Below are 14,114 nucleotides of genomic sequence, written 5' to 3'. Positions count from 1 at the left end.
TACGCAGAGCCTCAGCCCCGGATGCCCCGCTGCGGTGGGACGTCGCCCCCTCTGATCACCCGTTGATGAGCTGAGTCAACGCCCTGCCTGGGACGGTTCAATGCGTTCTCGCGGTACGAGTATCCGCACCAAGGTTGTCGCCCTGCTGCTCTCTCTGGTCGCGCTCTGGATGTTCGCGGCCTGGGTGACCCTGCGCGACGGCTTCAACCTGCTCGGTGTCCAGGTGATCAACAGCAAGGTCTACGCGCCGACCGAGCCGTTGTTGCAGGAGCTCCAGGTGGAGCGGCGGTTGACCCAGGCGTACCTGAGCAACCCCGAGGCCGCGCAGCGGGCGGCGCTCGAAGCCGAGCAGGCCAAGAGCGCGGGGCTGGCCGCCGACTTCGCCGAATCGGTGCGTGACTGGCAGGTCGACGTCGCCGGCAGTTCCGCACTGGACACCCAGCTCGGTCTGACGATCGCCCAGGTCAAGGCGTTGGAGCAGACCCGCGCCGAGGTGCTGGACCGCAAGATCGACCGGGTTGCCGCCGCCGAGGCGTACACGACCGCGATCGAGTCGATCTTCCAGATCTACGACGTGACGGGCAGCCTGGACGACAAGCAGATCGCCGGCGAGGCGGCGGCCCTGATCCAGCTCAACCGGATGAAGGAGCTGATCTCCCAGGAGGACGCGCTGCTCAGCGGGCTCTTCGGCAACGGCCGGATGAGCGGGCCGGAGTACGCCCGCTACGTCAGCCTGGTCGCCGCCGAGCGGTTCCTCGGCGACGAGGTCCGGACCCGCCTCGCCGACGCCGACGAGCGCCGCTTCCAGCAGCTCGTCGAAGGGGAGGAGTTCACCCGACTGCGCGCCGTGCAGGACAGCATCATCCGCGAGGGCCGCCCGTCGACCCAACTGCCGCTCGACGCCGAGCAGTGGCGCGGCACCGTGGAACCCGCGTTGGCCGAGGTCAACGATGTGGTGACCGCCGGCGGCGAGGGCATCGTGGATCGCGCCACCGGCGTCGCCGTGATGGTCGTCGTCCGACTGGTGCTCGCCACCGGTCTGGGCCTGCTCGCCGTCATCGCCTCGGTCGTCATCTCGATCACCACCGCGCGGAACCTGCTGCGCCAGCTGGACCGGCTGCGGGAGGCCGCCTGGCAGCTCGCCGACGAACGGCTGCCCCGGGTGGTGGAGCGGCTCGGGCACGGCGAGGAGGTCGACGTCGCCACCGAGGCGCCCCCGCTGGAGTTCGGCACCGACGAGATCGGCCAGGTCGGCAAGGCGTTCAACGCCGTTCAGGAAACCGCCCTGCGGACCGCCGTCGAGCAGGCCGACCTGCGTCGCAACGTCCGCGAGGTCTTCCTCAGCCTGGCCCGACGCACGCAGGCACTCGTCCACCGGCAGCTCACCCTGCTCGACGCGATGGAACGCCGCGAACACGACGCTGAGGAGTTGGAGGACCTGTTCCGGGTCGACCACCTGGCCACCCGGATGCGGCGCAACGCGGAGAACCTGATCGTGCTCTCCGGCTCCACCCCCGGTCGGGCCTGGCGGCGCAACGTCCCGATGGTCGACGTGGTGCGCGGCGCGGTGGCCGAGGTGGAGGACTACACCCGGGTCAACGTGCTGCCGCTCGGCCCGGTCTCGCTCGCCGGCCGTGCGGTCGGCGACATCATCCACCTGCTGGCCGAGCTGATCGAGAACGGCCTGTCGTTCTCCCCGCCACACACGACGGTCGAGGTCCGCGGCCAGTCGGTCTCCAACGGGTTCGCCATCGAGATCGAGGACCGGGGCCTCGGCATGAGCGAGGAGGACCTGGCCGCGGCGAACCACCGGATCGTCGACCAGTCCGAGCTGAACCTCGCCAACGCCGCCCGCCTCGGGCTGTACGTGGTGAGCCGGCTGACCGAACGGCACGGCGTACGGGTCCGGCTCAAGGAGTCCGCGTACGGCGGCACCACCGCGGTCGTGCTGATCCCGCTGGAGCTGGTCACCGAGGCCGAGGCATCCCCGGAGGACTCCGGCTCGTTCCGGGCGGGTTCGGCCATCCCGCTGCCGTCCGCGCCCGCCACGGAGAGCAGCCGTCCGGCGTCCTCCGCACCGGTCGCGCTCGCCGCACCGACGGCGACCGCGCCGGACGCACCGGTGACCGCGGCGGTGCCGACCGACACCACCACCGCACCCACGGACGAGGAGGCGGAGGCGGACAGCGTTCTCCCCACCCGACAGCGGACCACCCCGACAGCCGGCACACCGGATCTGCCCACCCGCGCCCGGCGCGGCCCGGGTCAGCCAGCCCTGGAGGCCCCGACCGTGCCCACCGGTCTGCCCGCCGTTGACCGCGCCCGACCGAAGGACCGCGACGCCGAGCCGGTCGGGACCGGTGACGGTGGTCCGATGCCGGCCCGGGCCGAGGCGGAGCGGACCGACTCGGGCCTGCCGGTCCGGGTCCGACAGGCGAACATCGTTCCCGAGTTGCGGGACGACCCGGCGGTGTCGGAGAGCGACGACGAGGATGTGGTGCGTCCACCGGAGCAGGTGCGCCGGATGATGAGCTCCTACCAGACCGGTACCCGGCGTGGTCGCACCGACGCGGCTCGACTGCTCGGCGGCGGCTCCGGCGCCCCGGCGGCGACGCCGTCCGAGCCGACCGACGAGGATCCACAAGCGACCTGACCGAGCACCGAAGGCGCGGGTTCCCGCGCGGTGTGACGGTCAAGCCCCAGATGAACACGGCGCACAGCCGGGCGAGAAGAGGACGACGAAGTGACCCAGAAGACGGCTTCGAGCGCCGACCTGACGTGGTTGCTGGATGACCTGGTGGGCCGGGTGAAGCAGGCCGAACACGCGGTCGCGCTCTCCACCGACGGCCTCATGATGGCCTCCTCCCAGGGGTTGAGCCGGGACGACGGCGAGCACCTCGCGGCGATGGCGGCCGGCATCCAGAGCCTCGCCCGAGGCGCCGGTAAGCGTTTCGGCGGTGGGCAGGTGCAGCAGACCATCATCGAGATGCAGTCGTCGTTCCTGTTCGTCACCGCGGCCGGGCGTAACGCCTGCCTGGCGGTGCTGGCCACCGAGGACGCCGACGTCGGCCTGATCGCCTACGAGATGGCGATGCTGGTCACCCGCGTCGGCAAGTACGTCGCGTCGCCCTCGCGTGGCAGTGATCAGCAGGTCGGCGAGAGGTAACGGCGATGACGGTCCAGGGGGAGTCCGCAGACCACCAGTGGGTGGATGACCATGCGGGTCCGGTGGTGCGTCCGTACGCGGTGACGCGCGGTCGGGCCCGCCCGGTCACCGGCACCTTCGACCTGATCTCCCTGGTCACGGCGACCCGAGCCGAGGTCACGCCCGAGGTGGGTCTCGGTCCCGAGCATCTGGCGATCGTCGGGCTGTGCCAGCGCATACAGTCCGTCGCCGAGATCGCCGCCCATCTCGACCTGCCGGTGGGCACCATCCGGGTGCTTCTCGGTGATCTGGCGGCCCGCAGCCTGGTACAGGTGCGCGAGCCGCAGACCACGGCCGGTCTTCCCGACAACAGCATCTTCGAGGCGGTAATCAATGGACTACGGGCACTCTGACCGGCCGGCGGGAGCGACGCCACTGCCCACCGCGATCAAGATTCTGGTCGCGGGCGGCTTCGGCGTGGGCAAGACGACCATGGTCGGCGCGGTCAGTGAAACCCGGCCGTTGCGCACCGAGGAGGTGCTGACGGAGTCGGGAGTCGGCATCGACGACCTGTCCGGGGTGGAGGGCAAGACCACCACCACCGTGGCCATGGACTTCGGCCGGATCACCATCAGCGACGACCTGGTGCTGTACCTGTTCGGCACGCCGGGGCAGGACCGGTTCTGGTTCGTCTGGGACGAGTTGGCGTTGGGCGCGATCGGGGCGGTGGTGCTGGCCGACACCCGCCGGCTCGCCGACTGCTTCCCCTCGATCGACTACTTCGAGGGTCGGGGCACACCGTTCGTGGTCGCGGTGAACTGCTTCCAGGGCGCTCGGACGTACCGGCTCGACGAGGTGCAGGCCGCGCTGAACCTGGACCCGGGTGTGCCGGTGCTGCTCTGCGACGCCCGGCAACGGGAGTCCAGCAAGGAGGTGCTCGTCACGCTGATGGAGCACGCCATGAAGACCCGCGAGGCCCGCCGCCGCGCCGCCAACGGAGACTGACCGACATTTCTCGGGGGAGGGTGTCCGGAACGCGGTCGGCCGTTCGTCATGCTGGCGATGTCCCGAGAGACCAGGGAGTGACCAGATGAAGTACATGATGTTCGTTTGCAGCGACACCGAGCCGGACACCGACCCCACCCCGCTACCCGACATCGACAAGTGGGTGGCGGAGAACGACTCTCGTGGCCGCCGCCTGAGCGGCAACGAGCTGGGGCCGACCAGCGCGGCCACCACCGTCCGGGTCCGCGACGGTGAGCTGCTCGTCTCCGAGGGGCCGTTCGCGGAGACCAGCGAGGTGATCGTGGGCTTCGACCTGCTCGAATGCGCCGATCTGGACGAGGCGATCGAGGTGGCCCGCACCCACCCGATGGCCCGCGAAGGGCGACTGGAGCTGCGCCCGTTCGCGGACCTGCCCGACTGACGGGGTTGTCCACCTCACCGCGCCGGCCGATGCGCACGGGGGCAACGGCCGGCGCGGTGGCGGAGGCCGTCGCCGCCGCCGGCGTCGAGGCGTACCCCCGGATCGTCGCGACCCTGATCCGGGTGACCGGGGACTGGGCGTTGGCCGAGGACTGCGCCCAGGAGTCGTTGACCGTCGCCCTGGAACGCTGGCCCGCCGACGGTGTGCCCACCAACCCGGGCGGATGGCTCATGACGGTGGCGCGCAACCGCGCGATCGACGTGCTGCGCCGGGCCACCGTGGAGCGGCGCAAGTTGCACGACCTGGCGTTGCTCACGCCGCAGGACGCGCCGCCGGAGCCGGACGTGAGCCAGGACGTGGTGGACGACCGGCTGCGGCTCATCTTCACCTGCTGCCACCCGGCGCTCGCGATCGAAGCCCGGGTGGCGTTGACGTTGCGAACCGTCTGCGGCGTGCCGACCGCCGACATCGCCCGCCTCCTGCTGGTCAGCGAGTCGACGATGACCCGCCGGCTGACCCGGGCCCGTACCCGCATCGCGCAGGCCGGCATCCCGTACCGGGTGCCGAGCGGGCCGGCGCTGACCGAACGGCTGCCCGGTGTCCTCGCCGTGCTGTACCTGCTGTTCACCCGGGGTTACGTCGCCGACGGCGAGCCGGCCTTCGCCGACGAGGCGGTCCGGCTGGCCCGGCTGCTCGACCGGCTGATGCCCGAGCAGTCCGAGGTCGCCGCGCTGTTGGCGCTGGTGCTGTTGCAGCACTCCCGCCGGGACGCCCGCCGCGACGCCACTGGCACCCTGCTCACCCTGGAGCGGCAGGACCGCGACCGGTGGGACCGCGCCGCCATCGCCGAGGGCCTGGCCGCCCTCGATCGGGTACGCCACGACGGGCCGTACGCGTGGCAGGCCCGGATCGCCGCCCGCCACGCCACCGCCGCCTCGGCCGAGGACACCGACTGGCCGACGATCGCACGGGCCTACGACGCGCTGGTCGACATCCGTCCCTCACCGGTGATCGCGCTCAACCGTGCGGTCGCGCACGGTTACGCGTACGGGCCGGCCGCCGGGTTGGCCCTGCTCGACGCGGCGCGCGCCGGGGGAGGGCTGGACGGCTACCCGCTCACCGTGGCGGTGGAGGCCGACCTGGTGGCCCGGCAGGGGGACCGGCTGCGCGCCGCCAGCCTGTTCCGTCAGGCGGCGGCAGCGGTCGGCTCGACCGCCGAGCGCCGCGCGCTGCTCGACCGGGCCGACGAACTCACCCGCGCTTGACCAACACCAGGAACCGGGCCCAGGCCGCCGGGTCGAAGGCGAGCGCCGGACCGGCCAGGTCCTTGGAGTCGCGTACGCCGATGACGCCGGGGAGGTTGTCGGCCACCTCGACGCAGTCGCCGCCGTTGTTGCCACTCTTGCTGCTCTTGCGCCACCGAGCGCCGATCAGGTCCATGATGCTGCCGCTTCTCTGAGGAGGTTGAGGGACTGCGCGCGGGACAGGGCTGCGTCACGAATGCGTTCCCACCGCCGATCGAGCGTAGCAAGGTCGGCGGTCTTGTCGATGAGCTGCGCTTGCGCCTGGCTGTCGACGTGCGCGACCCGCGCCCCGTCCGGCATCTCGGCCACGGTGAACGGCCCCCCGAGGCCCGGATACATGCCGACGTCGGCGGGCACGACGAAGACCGACACGTTTGGCAGAGCGGCCTGCTCGGCAAGCCGCTCGCACTGCTCCCGCATCATGGCCCGGTCACCGTCGAGGGTGCGCTGGAGGACTGCCTCGTCGAGGACCGCGACGAGCAGCGGCGGGCGCTCCCGCCGCAGGACGGCCTGCCGACTCAACCGCGCCTCGGCGAGATCGTCGGCCTCGGCCGGCGTCAACGCCTCGCCGCCCAGCGTCGCCAGCGCGTACGCCTTCGTCTGGAGAAGCCCAGGAATCCACGCGAGCTGGAACGATCGCAGTGACAGCGCCTCACGTTCGATCTCGGCCCAGGGCCGGAACCAGGCCGGCGTCCGGCGCTTCAACACGTCCGGCCACAGCTCCTCGACGTTCCGACCGAGCAACTCGGCGACCCGCGCACGATGACGCGTCTGTGGAATTCGTCCCGTGCTCGCCCACTTCGCTGCCGTCTTCGGATCGACACCAATCTGAGCGGCGAGACTGTCCGCTGTGTGTCCTGTCTCGACCATGGCCACCTGCACCGCTCGATTCATCTCCGCACCCTCCAGAACGTTCCAGACGTCAGAAGGAGATACTTCTACGCGGTGTAGTCGGTTGGCAACCCTCGGCAGGGTGCTGTGGAGACAGCATCGAGGAGGGAGCGCAGGATGACCGACGACAGGCCCCGGAATCACCCGAAGCTGACGGGCGGTCCGTCACCGGCCCGGCCGCGTGTACCCCGCCGGATCGGGCCACCGCACCCCCCGTACCGTGGCCCCGGTCGCGCGCCGAACGTCGTACCCGAAGCACGCTGGCGCTCCCGGTGCGGCCCACCGGTGGCGCACACCGCCGACGGCCCCCTGTGGACGTGCGACATCTGCGGTCAGGACTGGCCCTGCCCGACGCTGCGCGCGACCCCGACGGACGCCGTCCGCCGCGCGACCCTGATCCCCGAGTTCTCCCGGATCACCCGACGGGCGATCCGGGACCTGCGCGGCCAGCCAGGTGGCCCCGATCCGGTGGCCATCGTCCGCCGTTTCCTCTGGTTCCTGCCGCTGACCGACGAGGAGGCCCGCGCTGTCGCGCTGCGGCTGCGCTGAGCGTCCACCCTGTCGCGCATCCTGTTGGACACGAGCCGGGGACCGATACGGTGGCCGCATGACATTGCCGTTCGACCTCGCTCTGCGAGGTTATGACATGCGTCAGGTCGAGAGTCTCTTTGCCACTGTCGACGGGGCTCTGGCTACCGACACCCCCGCGTCACGGGCTGCCGCGCGGGACGCGCTGCGGGCGGCCAGCCTGCGACGGCGGCTACGTGGCTACGAGATGCGGCAGGTGGATGCGGCGATAGAGCAACGGCTCGCTGCCCTCGCGCCCTGACCGCACGCCTTCCTCGGCTCGGACGGCGCAGGCCGCCCCCGCCGAAGCGGGAGCGGCCCTCGACCAGCCGTACGCGATCAGTTGGCGATCATGCGGCGCAGCACGTACTGCAGGATGCCGCCGTGCCGGTAGTAGTCCGCCTCACCGGGGGTGTCGATCCGGACCACAGCGTCGAACTCCACGCCGGTGTCGGTGCTGACGTGCACCGTACGCGGGGTCTCGCCGTCGTTCAGGGCGGTCACCCCGGTGATGGTGAACGTCTCGGTGCCGGTCAGGCCGAGCGACTCGGCGGTGACGTCCACCGGGAACTGCAACGGCAGCACGCCCATGCCGATGAGGTTGGAGCGGTGGATCCGCTCGTACGACTCGGCGATGACCGCCCGGACGCCCAGCAGCATCGTGCCCTTGGCCGCCCAGTCCCGCGACGACCCCGAGCCGTACTCCTTGCCGGCCAGCACGACCAGCGGGATGCCGGCCTCCTGGTAGGCGACCGAGGCGTCGTAAATCGAGGTCTGCTCGCCGGTGAGGTGGTTGACGGTGAAGCCGCCCTCCACCCCCGGGACCAGCTGGTTGCGCAGCCGGATGTTGGCGAAGGTGCCCCGGATCATCACCTCGTGGTTGCCCCGGCGGGAACCGTACGAGTTGAACTCGTGGCGCGGCACGCCGTGCTCGGCCAGGTACGTGCCCGCCGGGGAGTCCGCCTTGATCGCGCCGGCCGGCGAGATGTGGTCGGTGGTCACCGAGTCACCCAGCTTGGCCAGCACCCGGGCGGCGGAGATGTCGACGACCGGGGCCGGCTCCTGCTGCATGCCCTCGAAGTACGGGGGCTTACGCACGTAGGTGGAGTCGTTCGCCCAGGCGAAGGTGTCGCCGGTCGGGGTCGGCAGCGACTGCCACCGCTCGTCACCGGCGAAGACATCGGCGTACGCGGCGCTGAAACCGGTGGCACCGATCGCCTGGGCGATGACGTCCTGGATCTCGGCGCTGTTCGGCCAGATCTCGCGCAGGTAGACCGGGTTGCCCTCGGAGTCCTCACCGATCGGCTCGTTGGCCAGGTCGATGTCCATGGTGCCGGCCAGGGCGTAGGCGACCACCAGCGGCGGCGACGCCAGGTAGTTCATCTTGACGTCCGGGTTGATCCGGCCCTCGAAGTTCCGGTTGCCGGAGAGCACCGAAACCACCGACAGGTCGTGCTCGTTGACCGCGGCGGACACCTCCTCGGGCAGTGGACCCGAGTTGCCGATGCACGTGGTGCAGCCGTAGCCGACCAGGTTGAAGCCGAGCTTGTCCAGGTACGGGGTGAGGCCGGCCCGCTCGTAGTAGTCCATGACGACCTTCGACCCGGGGGCCAGGGTGGTCTTCACCCACGGCTTGCGGGTCAGGCCCTTCTCCACCGCGTTGCGGGCCAGCAGCGCGGCACCGATCATCACCTGCGGGTTCGACGTGTTGGTGCAGGAGGTGATCGCGGCGATCACCACGGCGCCGTGGTCCAGCTCGTACTCGACGCCGTCGGCGCCGGTGACCCGGATCGGGTTCGTGGCCCGGCCGCCCGCGCCGACCGCGGCGGTCTCCAGGTCACGCGGCTCGTCGGCCGGGTCGCTGAAGTCGTTGGCCGGCGGGTCGCTGGCCGGGAAGGACTCGGCGCTGGCCTCGTCGGCCGGGCCGTTGGCGCCACGCGGCAGCTCCTCGCGCGGGACACCCGGCTTGAGGTCCCGCTCACCGACAGAGTCGTCGGCGACGTAGTCGGTCAACGCGGAGCGGAACAGCGTCTTCGCGGCACCCAGCGGCACCCGGTCCTGCGGGCGCTTCGGGCCGGCGAGCGACGGCTCGATGGAGCTGAGGTCCAGCTCCAGGCGCTCGGAGTACTCCGGCTCGGCGTCCGGGTCGTGCCAGAGGCCCTGCTCCTTGGCGTACGCCTCGACGAGCGCGACCTGCGCGGCGTCGCGGCCGGTCAGCTCCAGGTAGCGGATCGTCTCCGCGTCGATCGGGAAGATCGCCACGGTGGAGCCGTACTCCGGGGACATGTTGCCGATGGTGGCCCGGTTGGCCAGCGGCACGGCGCTCACGCCGGGGCCGTAGAACTCGACGAACTTGCCGACCACACCGTGCTTGCGCAGCATCTCGGTGATGGTCAGCACCAGGTCGGTGGCGGTGGTGCCGGCCGGCATCTCACCGGAGAGCTTGAAGCCCACCACCCGCGGGATCAGCATGCTGACCGGCTGGCCGAGCATCGCGGCCTCGGCCTCGATGCCGCCGACGCCCCAGCCCAGCACGCCCAGGCCGTTGACCATGGTGGTGTGCGAGTCGGTGCCGACCACGGTGTCCGGGTACGCCTGGCCGTTGCGCTCCATGATGGTGCGGGCCAGGTACTCGATGTTGACCTGGTGCACGATGCCGGTGCCCGGCGGGACGACCTTGAACTCGTTGAACGCGGTCTGACCCCAGCGCAGGAACTGGTAGCGCTCCTTGTTGCGCTCGTACTCCAGCTCGACGTTGCGGGCGAACGCGTCCTCGCGGCCGAACAGGTCGGCGATGACCGAGTGGTCGATGACCAGCTCGGCCGGGGCGAGGGGGTTGACCTTGCTGGCGTCGCCGCCCAGGTCGCGCACAGCCTCACGCATGGTGGCCAGGTCGACCACGCACGGCACGCCGGTGAAGTCCTGCATCAGCACCCGCGCCGGGGTGAACTGGATCTCCACGCTGGGAGCGGCGGTGGAGTCCCACGCGCCGAGCTGGCGGATGTGGTCGGCGGTGATGTTCGCGCCGTCCTCGGTCCGCAGCAGGTTCTCCAGCAGGACCTTCAGGCTGTACGGCAGCCGCGCGTGGCCCTCCACCTTGTCAATCTTGAAAATCTCGTAGCTCGCGTCTCCGACGCGTAGCTGGGTCTTCGCACCGAAGGTGTCGAGGCTCGCCACGTCGTACTCCTTCACACCAGCGACCGTGAGTAGTCCTGAGCAGTCTGTCGCACCGGTTGGGGTGTCGCCGAGGTTAGGTGACACTTACCCGCCGATTCTGCTTCCAACAAAACCGTACGTCCGTCTTGCTATATACGCAACCCGGCGTCACGGTAGGGCAGCCACAACCCCGCCGCGTCATCAGACCGGCGGGGTAGGGTCGGGGCCGATTCGAAGGGGTGCCGAGTGATCGACGTTCAACACTGGCTCTCGGCGCTGCCTCCGGGCGTGATCTACCTGATCGTCGCCGGGGTGATCGGCGTGGAGAGCATGGGCGTCCCCCTGCCCGGGGAGATCGTCCTGGTCAGCTCCGCCCTGCTCGCCGCCACCGGCGTGGTGGAGCCGGAGTGGGTGGCCGGCGCGGCGGCGTTCGGCGCCATCGTCGGCGACTCCGTCGGGTACGCCATCGGTCGACGCGGCGGCCGTCCGCTGCTCGCCCGACTGGGCAGACGGTTCCCCAAACACCTGGGCCCGGCGCAACTCGCCCGCGCCGAACAGAGCTTCGCGCGGCACGGCGTCTGGGCGGTCTTCTTCGGCCGGTTCGTGGCACTGCTGAGGATCCTGGCCGGGCCGCTCGCCGGAGCGCTGCACGTGCCGTACCGCCGCTTCCTGCTGGCCAACGCAGCCGGCGGGCTGGTCTGGGCCTTCGGCACGACGTACCTGCTCTACTCGGTCGGCCGGGCGGCCGAACACTGGCTGAAGGACATCTCCTGGGCCGGGCTGGTCCTCGCGGTGCTCGCCGGGCTCGGCAGCACCTGGTGGCTACGCCGACGCGCGCAGCGCATCGGGTCGGCCGACAGCACCCCTGACCGGGAAGCGGCCGCTGCGGCCGGCGGTCAGCCCGCTGCGGTCGCCCCCGGCGCTGATCCGGTCCCTGCGGGCAACGAGCACTGACCTTTTGGGTATGCCGAAGGGCCGGGCCCCGGTGGTGGGGTCCGGCCCTTTCGGTTGGTGTGTGGTGGTGCGGTTGTCAGCTGGTGGCGTAGCCGCGGGTGGCGATCCAGTCGGCGAGGTGTTCGACGCTGATCTGGTAGGCGGCCTGGTTGGGGTCGGCGGAGTCGGCGATGGTGACGGTGTTGCCGTTGTCGTGGTAGCCGACGACGCTGATGTAGTGCCCGCCCTCGTAGGAGTGGTTGACGCCGTTGGTGTCGGTGCTGGTGCCGGCGATGTTCGCGACCACGGCCCGCCCGTCGTCCACGGTGCGGACGATGTCGGTGCGCAGTTGGTCGGTCTGCTTCGCGTCGGCGTCCGGGGAGCTGATCTCGACGGAGTGGTAGGCGTCCGCCTTGCCGGTTTCCTTGTTCAGTACGGGGGTGATGTCGTTGATGGAGTTCGTGCCGGCCTCGGTGGTGCCCATCTCCTTGGCCATGTCATCAACGTTGATGTCCTTGCCCTGCACGGACAGGGCGTTACGGGTCGCGGCGGGGCCGCAGTAGTAGAAGTTCGGCTGGGCTTCGTAGCGCACGCCCAGCTCCCGCTCACCATGACCGCTCTTGCGGTCGGTCTGGGTCTGGGTGGTCGGCTTGGCGTCCGACGCGGCGTAGGCGGCGGTGACGGGGCCGGCGATGGCGCCGCCGGTGAACGCGAGACCAGCAGCGGTCAGGGCGGTCTTACGGATCAGATCGGTACGCATGATGGCGTGCTCCTCTGCATCGGGGGATGCCCACACGACGTCCGGGGGGTGCGGGGCCGTGCGGGGGAAGTTCGAAGGGGTTCTGCCCGGCGACCCGGGAGACGGGGTCGGCGTCGGGACACGGTGTAACGGCTCGCGGTGCCCGCTCATTCCACCCACCCACCGGCCGGCCGGTTGCGGTGCTCGGCCGTCGTGGTGCTCGGCTGTACGGGGGTGGTCGGCCGTCGTGGTGCTCGGCCGTACGGGGGTGTAACCGGGGCGGCCGGCCGGGTGTTCCCGGCGGGGCCCGCCCGCCACCGACCCGCAAGGGGTGCGGTGATCTGCCAGGTATAACGACCCCGCCCGGCCGGCGATTCCGCCGCCGGGGTGGCCCCGACCACCCGACACCCACCCCCAAACCCGACAAACCACCCGCCCGACGTGGTTGGCAAACCCGACGCCGCGGACACCGCGGGATGATCGACTCGCGTTTCAGGAAAACGCGGTATCCCACTGCCCGCAACACCCCGACATCCTGAAACCCGAGTGGATCACGCGGATCGCGCGGATCACGCACGCACGCACGCACGCCCGCCGCCCGCCGCTGACGAGTCGAGTACCTGGTCCACTGCCCGCTGCCTCCGGGCAACATCTAGGCTCTGACCGAGAGGGGTGGATCATGGACGCTGCTATCCGCCGAGCTCTGGCTTTTTCCCCACTCGGGGTCGGCCGATGAGCGCCGTGGCATTCCTGAACATAAACATGCACGGGCACATAAACCCGACACTGCCCGTTGTGGGTGAGCTCGTGCGCCGTGGTCACTCCGTCACGTACCACACCACGCCGAACCATGCCGAGCAGATCGCGGCCACCGGGGCACGGGTGTTCCTCTACCACGGGGAGGATGCACCGCTGTCCGGTCCGCCGACGCCCGTCACGGTGATGGAACAGCTCGCGCGGACCGCCGTACGCGTGCTGCCGGCCGTCCTCACCGATCTGCGGGGCACCCGGCCCAACCTGATCGTGCACGACTCGCTCTGCCCGTGGGGGCCGGTGGCCGCCCGGGAACTCGGCGTGCCGCCCGCATCATCGTTTACCACCTTCGCCTTCAACCGGCGCGTGCCCAGCCCTACCCGCGGTTCCTGGGAGCTGTTCAGGGCGGCGGCGGCCCTTCCCCGCCCCACCGTGGGGTACCTGAGGTCGCGCTGGGAGCTGCGCCGCCGGTACGACACCCGCACGGTGCCCCTGATCGACCTGGCCAACATCCGTCAGCCGCTCAACCTGGTGTACACCTCGCGGGCGTTCCACCCGGAGGCGGACAGTTTCGACCAGTCCTACCAGTTCGTCGGGCCCAGCATCGGTGCCCGCCCCGCAGACTCGTCGTTCCCGGTCGATCGCTTGCAAGATCCGGTGATGTACGCCTCGATGGGCACGGTGTTCGACGCTCCGACGTTGCTGCGCACCTTCGCCGACGCGCTCGCCCCGCTCGGTGGCACCGTGGTCATCTCCACCGGGCACACCGACCCCGCCACGCTCGGCCCGCTACCGGACAACGTGCTCGCCTACCGTTCCGTACCGCAGTTGGAGGTGCTGGCCCGCGCCGCGCTGTTCATCACCCACGGCGGGGTGAACAGCGTCAACGAGGCCCTGTACGCGGGCACCCCGACGCTGGTGGTCCCGCAGGGCGCCGACCAACTGCTGGTGGCCTCCCGCATCGTCGAGCTCGATGCCGGCCTGTCGATCCGCACCGAGGACGTCACGGTGGAGGCCGTGCGGGCCCTCGCTCAGCGCCTGCTCGACGAGCCGCGATTCCGGGCCGCCGCGAGCACCCTGCAGGTCGCCCAGCGCGAGGCGGGCGGCTATGCGCGTGCCGCCGACGTCCTTGAGCAGTTCGTGCGGCAGACCGGTTCGGTCAGCCAGCCGGGCTCCGCCGACCTGCCACCACGGGGCTGA

At 70.8% G+C, this 14,114-nt stretch carries 14 protein-coding genes; 10 read left to right on the top strand and 4 right to left on the bottom strand.

Annotation, left to right across the window (positions count from 1 at the left end; genetic code table 11):
- Window positions 1-100 precede the first annotated feature (100 nt).
- From EV382_RS15575 to EV382_RS15550, 6 genes are all read left to right on the top strand, one after another.
- Entirely contained in the window at window positions 101-2,653 is a 2,553-nt protein-coding gene (locus tag EV382_RS15575; protein ID WP_130402656.1) for a nitrate- and nitrite sensing domain-containing protein, read from the top strand.
- 90 nt (window positions 2,654-2,743) lie between these two features.
- Window positions 2,744-3,166: a roadblock/LC7 domain-containing protein gene (locus EV382_RS15570; protein ID WP_130402654.1), complete on the top strand. Its 423-nt coding sequence runs from the start codon at window positions 2,744-2,746 to the stop codon at window positions 3,164-3,166.
- A 5-nt stretch (window positions 3,167-3,171) separates the two neighbouring features.
- Complete coding sequence (locus EV382_RS15565) at window positions 3,172-3,558, top strand: DUF742 domain-containing protein (RefSeq protein ID WP_030337267.1); 387 nt, start codon at window positions 3,172-3,174, stop codon at window positions 3,556-3,558.
- Window positions 3,539-4,150: a GTP-binding protein gene (locus EV382_RS15560; RefSeq protein ID WP_130402652.1), complete on the top strand. Its 612-nt coding sequence runs from the start codon at window positions 3,539-3,541 to the stop codon at window positions 4,148-4,150. The genes EV382_RS15565 and EV382_RS15560 overlap by 20 nt, the downstream gene beginning before the upstream one ends.
- A 94-nt stretch (window positions 4,151-4,244) precedes the next feature.
- On the top strand, window positions 4,245-4,571 hold the full coding sequence (locus EV382_RS15555) for a YciI family protein (RefSeq protein ID WP_425271989.1): 327 nt from the start codon (window positions 4,245-4,247) through the stop codon (window positions 4,569-4,571).
- Window positions 4,572-4,600: 29 nt separating this feature from the next.
- Window positions 4,601-5,836, top strand: coding sequence for an RNA polymerase sigma factor (locus EV382_RS15550; RefSeq protein ID WP_130402648.1), 1,236 nt, complete (start codon window positions 4,601-4,603; stop codon window positions 5,834-5,836).
- Here the strand turns inward: EV382_RS15550 and EV382_RS15545 are convergent.
- Together EV382_RS15545 and EV382_RS15540 are read right to left on the bottom strand one after the other, a co-directional pair.
- Complete coding sequence (locus EV382_RS15545; RefSeq protein WP_130402646.1) at window positions 5,823-6,011, bottom strand: DUF397 domain-containing protein; 189 nt, start codon at window positions 6,009-6,011, stop codon at window positions 5,823-5,825. The two genes, EV382_RS15550 and EV382_RS15545, sit on opposite strands and share 14 nt — an antisense overlap.
- The gene (locus tag EV382_RS15540; RefSeq protein WP_130402644.1) at window positions 6,002-6,769 is read right to left on the bottom strand and encodes a DUF5753 domain-containing protein; all 768 of its coding nucleotides are present in this window, start codon (window positions 6,767-6,769) and stop codon (window positions 6,002-6,004) included. Before EV382_RS15540 ends, EV382_RS15545 begins: the two co-directional genes overlap by 10 nt.
- 282 nt (window positions 6,770-7,051) lie before the next feature.
- On the opposite strand from EV382_RS15540, the gene EV382_RS15535 reads away from it, so the two are divergent.
- Window positions 7,052-7,315, top strand: a complete 264-nt coding sequence (locus EV382_RS15535) for a hypothetical protein (protein ID WP_130402642.1) — start codon at window positions 7,052-7,054, stop codon at window positions 7,313-7,315.
- A gap of 58 nt (window positions 7,316-7,373) precedes the next feature.
- The gene (locus tag EV382_RS32745; protein WP_165435800.1) at window positions 7,374-7,595 is read left to right on the top strand and encodes a hypothetical protein; all 222 of its coding nucleotides are present in this window, start codon (window positions 7,374-7,376) and stop codon (window positions 7,593-7,595) included.
- Window positions 7,596-7,672: 77 nt separating this feature from the next.
- Here EV382_RS32745 and EV382_RS15525 read toward each other — a convergent pair whose 3' ends face one another.
- The gene (locus EV382_RS15525) at window positions 7,673-10,525 is read right to left on the bottom strand and encodes an aconitate hydratase (RefSeq protein WP_130402640.1); all 2,853 of its coding nucleotides are present in this window, start codon (window positions 10,523-10,525) and stop codon (window positions 7,673-7,675) included.
- Between the two features lie 210 nt (window positions 10,526-10,735).
- Between EV382_RS15525 and EV382_RS15520 the strand changes: the two genes are divergently transcribed.
- Window positions 10,736-11,443, top strand: a complete 708-nt coding sequence (locus EV382_RS15520; RefSeq protein ID WP_130402638.1) for a DedA family protein — start codon at window positions 10,736-10,738, stop codon at window positions 11,441-11,443.
- Window positions 11,444-11,519: 76 nt separating this feature from the next.
- Here EV382_RS15520 and EV382_RS15515 read toward each other — a convergent pair whose 3' ends face one another.
- On the bottom strand, window positions 11,520-12,182 hold the full coding sequence (locus tag EV382_RS15515) for a C39 family peptidase (RefSeq protein WP_130402636.1): 663 nt from the start codon (window positions 12,180-12,182) through the stop codon (window positions 11,520-11,522).
- Window positions 12,183-12,893: 711 nt separating this feature from the next.
- Here EV382_RS15515 and EV382_RS15510 point away from each other — a divergent pair.
- On the top strand, window positions 12,894-14,114 hold the full coding sequence (locus EV382_RS15510; RefSeq protein ID WP_130402634.1) for a macrolide family glycosyltransferase: 1,221 nt from the start codon (window positions 12,894-12,896) through the stop codon (window positions 14,112-14,114).

The organism is Micromonospora violae (assembly GCF_004217135.1).
Lineage (GTDB): Bacteria > Actinomycetota > Actinomycetes > Mycobacteriales > Micromonosporaceae > Micromonospora > Micromonospora violae.
This window is presented reverse-complemented; position numbering and strand designations above follow the sequence as displayed.

Bases quoted from the DNA above. Each gene is read 5' to 3' on its own strand.
- EV382_RS15575 (WP_130402656.1), top strand. From the start codon at position 101: ATGCGTTCTCGCGGTACGAGTATCCGCACCAAGGTTGTCGCCCTGCTG.
- EV382_RS15565 (WP_030337267.1), top strand. From the start codon at position 3,172: ATGACGGTCCAGGGGGAGTCCGCAGACCACCAGTGGGTGGATGACCAT.
- EV382_RS15560 (WP_130402652.1), top strand. From the start codon at position 3,539: ATGGACTACGGGCACTCTGACCGGCCGGCGGGAGCGACGCCACTGCCC.
- EV382_RS15555 (WP_425271989.1), top strand. From the start codon at position 4,245: ATGATGTTCGTTTGCAGCGACACCGAGCCGGACACCGACCCCACCCCG.
- EV382_RS15550 (WP_130402648.1), top strand. From the start codon at position 4,601: ATGCGCACGGGGGCAACGGCCGGCGCGGTGGCGGAGGCCGTCGCCGCC.
- EV382_RS15545 (WP_130402646.1), bottom strand. From the start codon at position 6,011: ATGGACCTGATCGGCGCTCGGTGGCGCAAGAGCAGCAAGAGTGGCAAC.
- EV382_RS15540 (WP_130402644.1), bottom strand. From the start codon at position 6,769: ATGAATCGAGCGGTGCAGGTGGCCATGGTCGAGACAGGACACACAGCG.
- EV382_RS32745 (WP_165435800.1), top strand. From the start codon at position 7,374: ATGACATTGCCGTTCGACCTCGCTCTGCGAGGTTATGACATGCGTCAG.
- EV382_RS15515 (WP_130402636.1), bottom strand. From the start codon at position 12,182: ATGCGTACCGATCTGATCCGTAAGACCGCCCTGACCGCTGCTGGTCTC.
- EV382_RS15510 (WP_130402634.1), top strand. From the start codon at position 12,894: ATGAGCGCCGTGGCATTCCTGAACATAAACATGCACGGGCACATAAAC.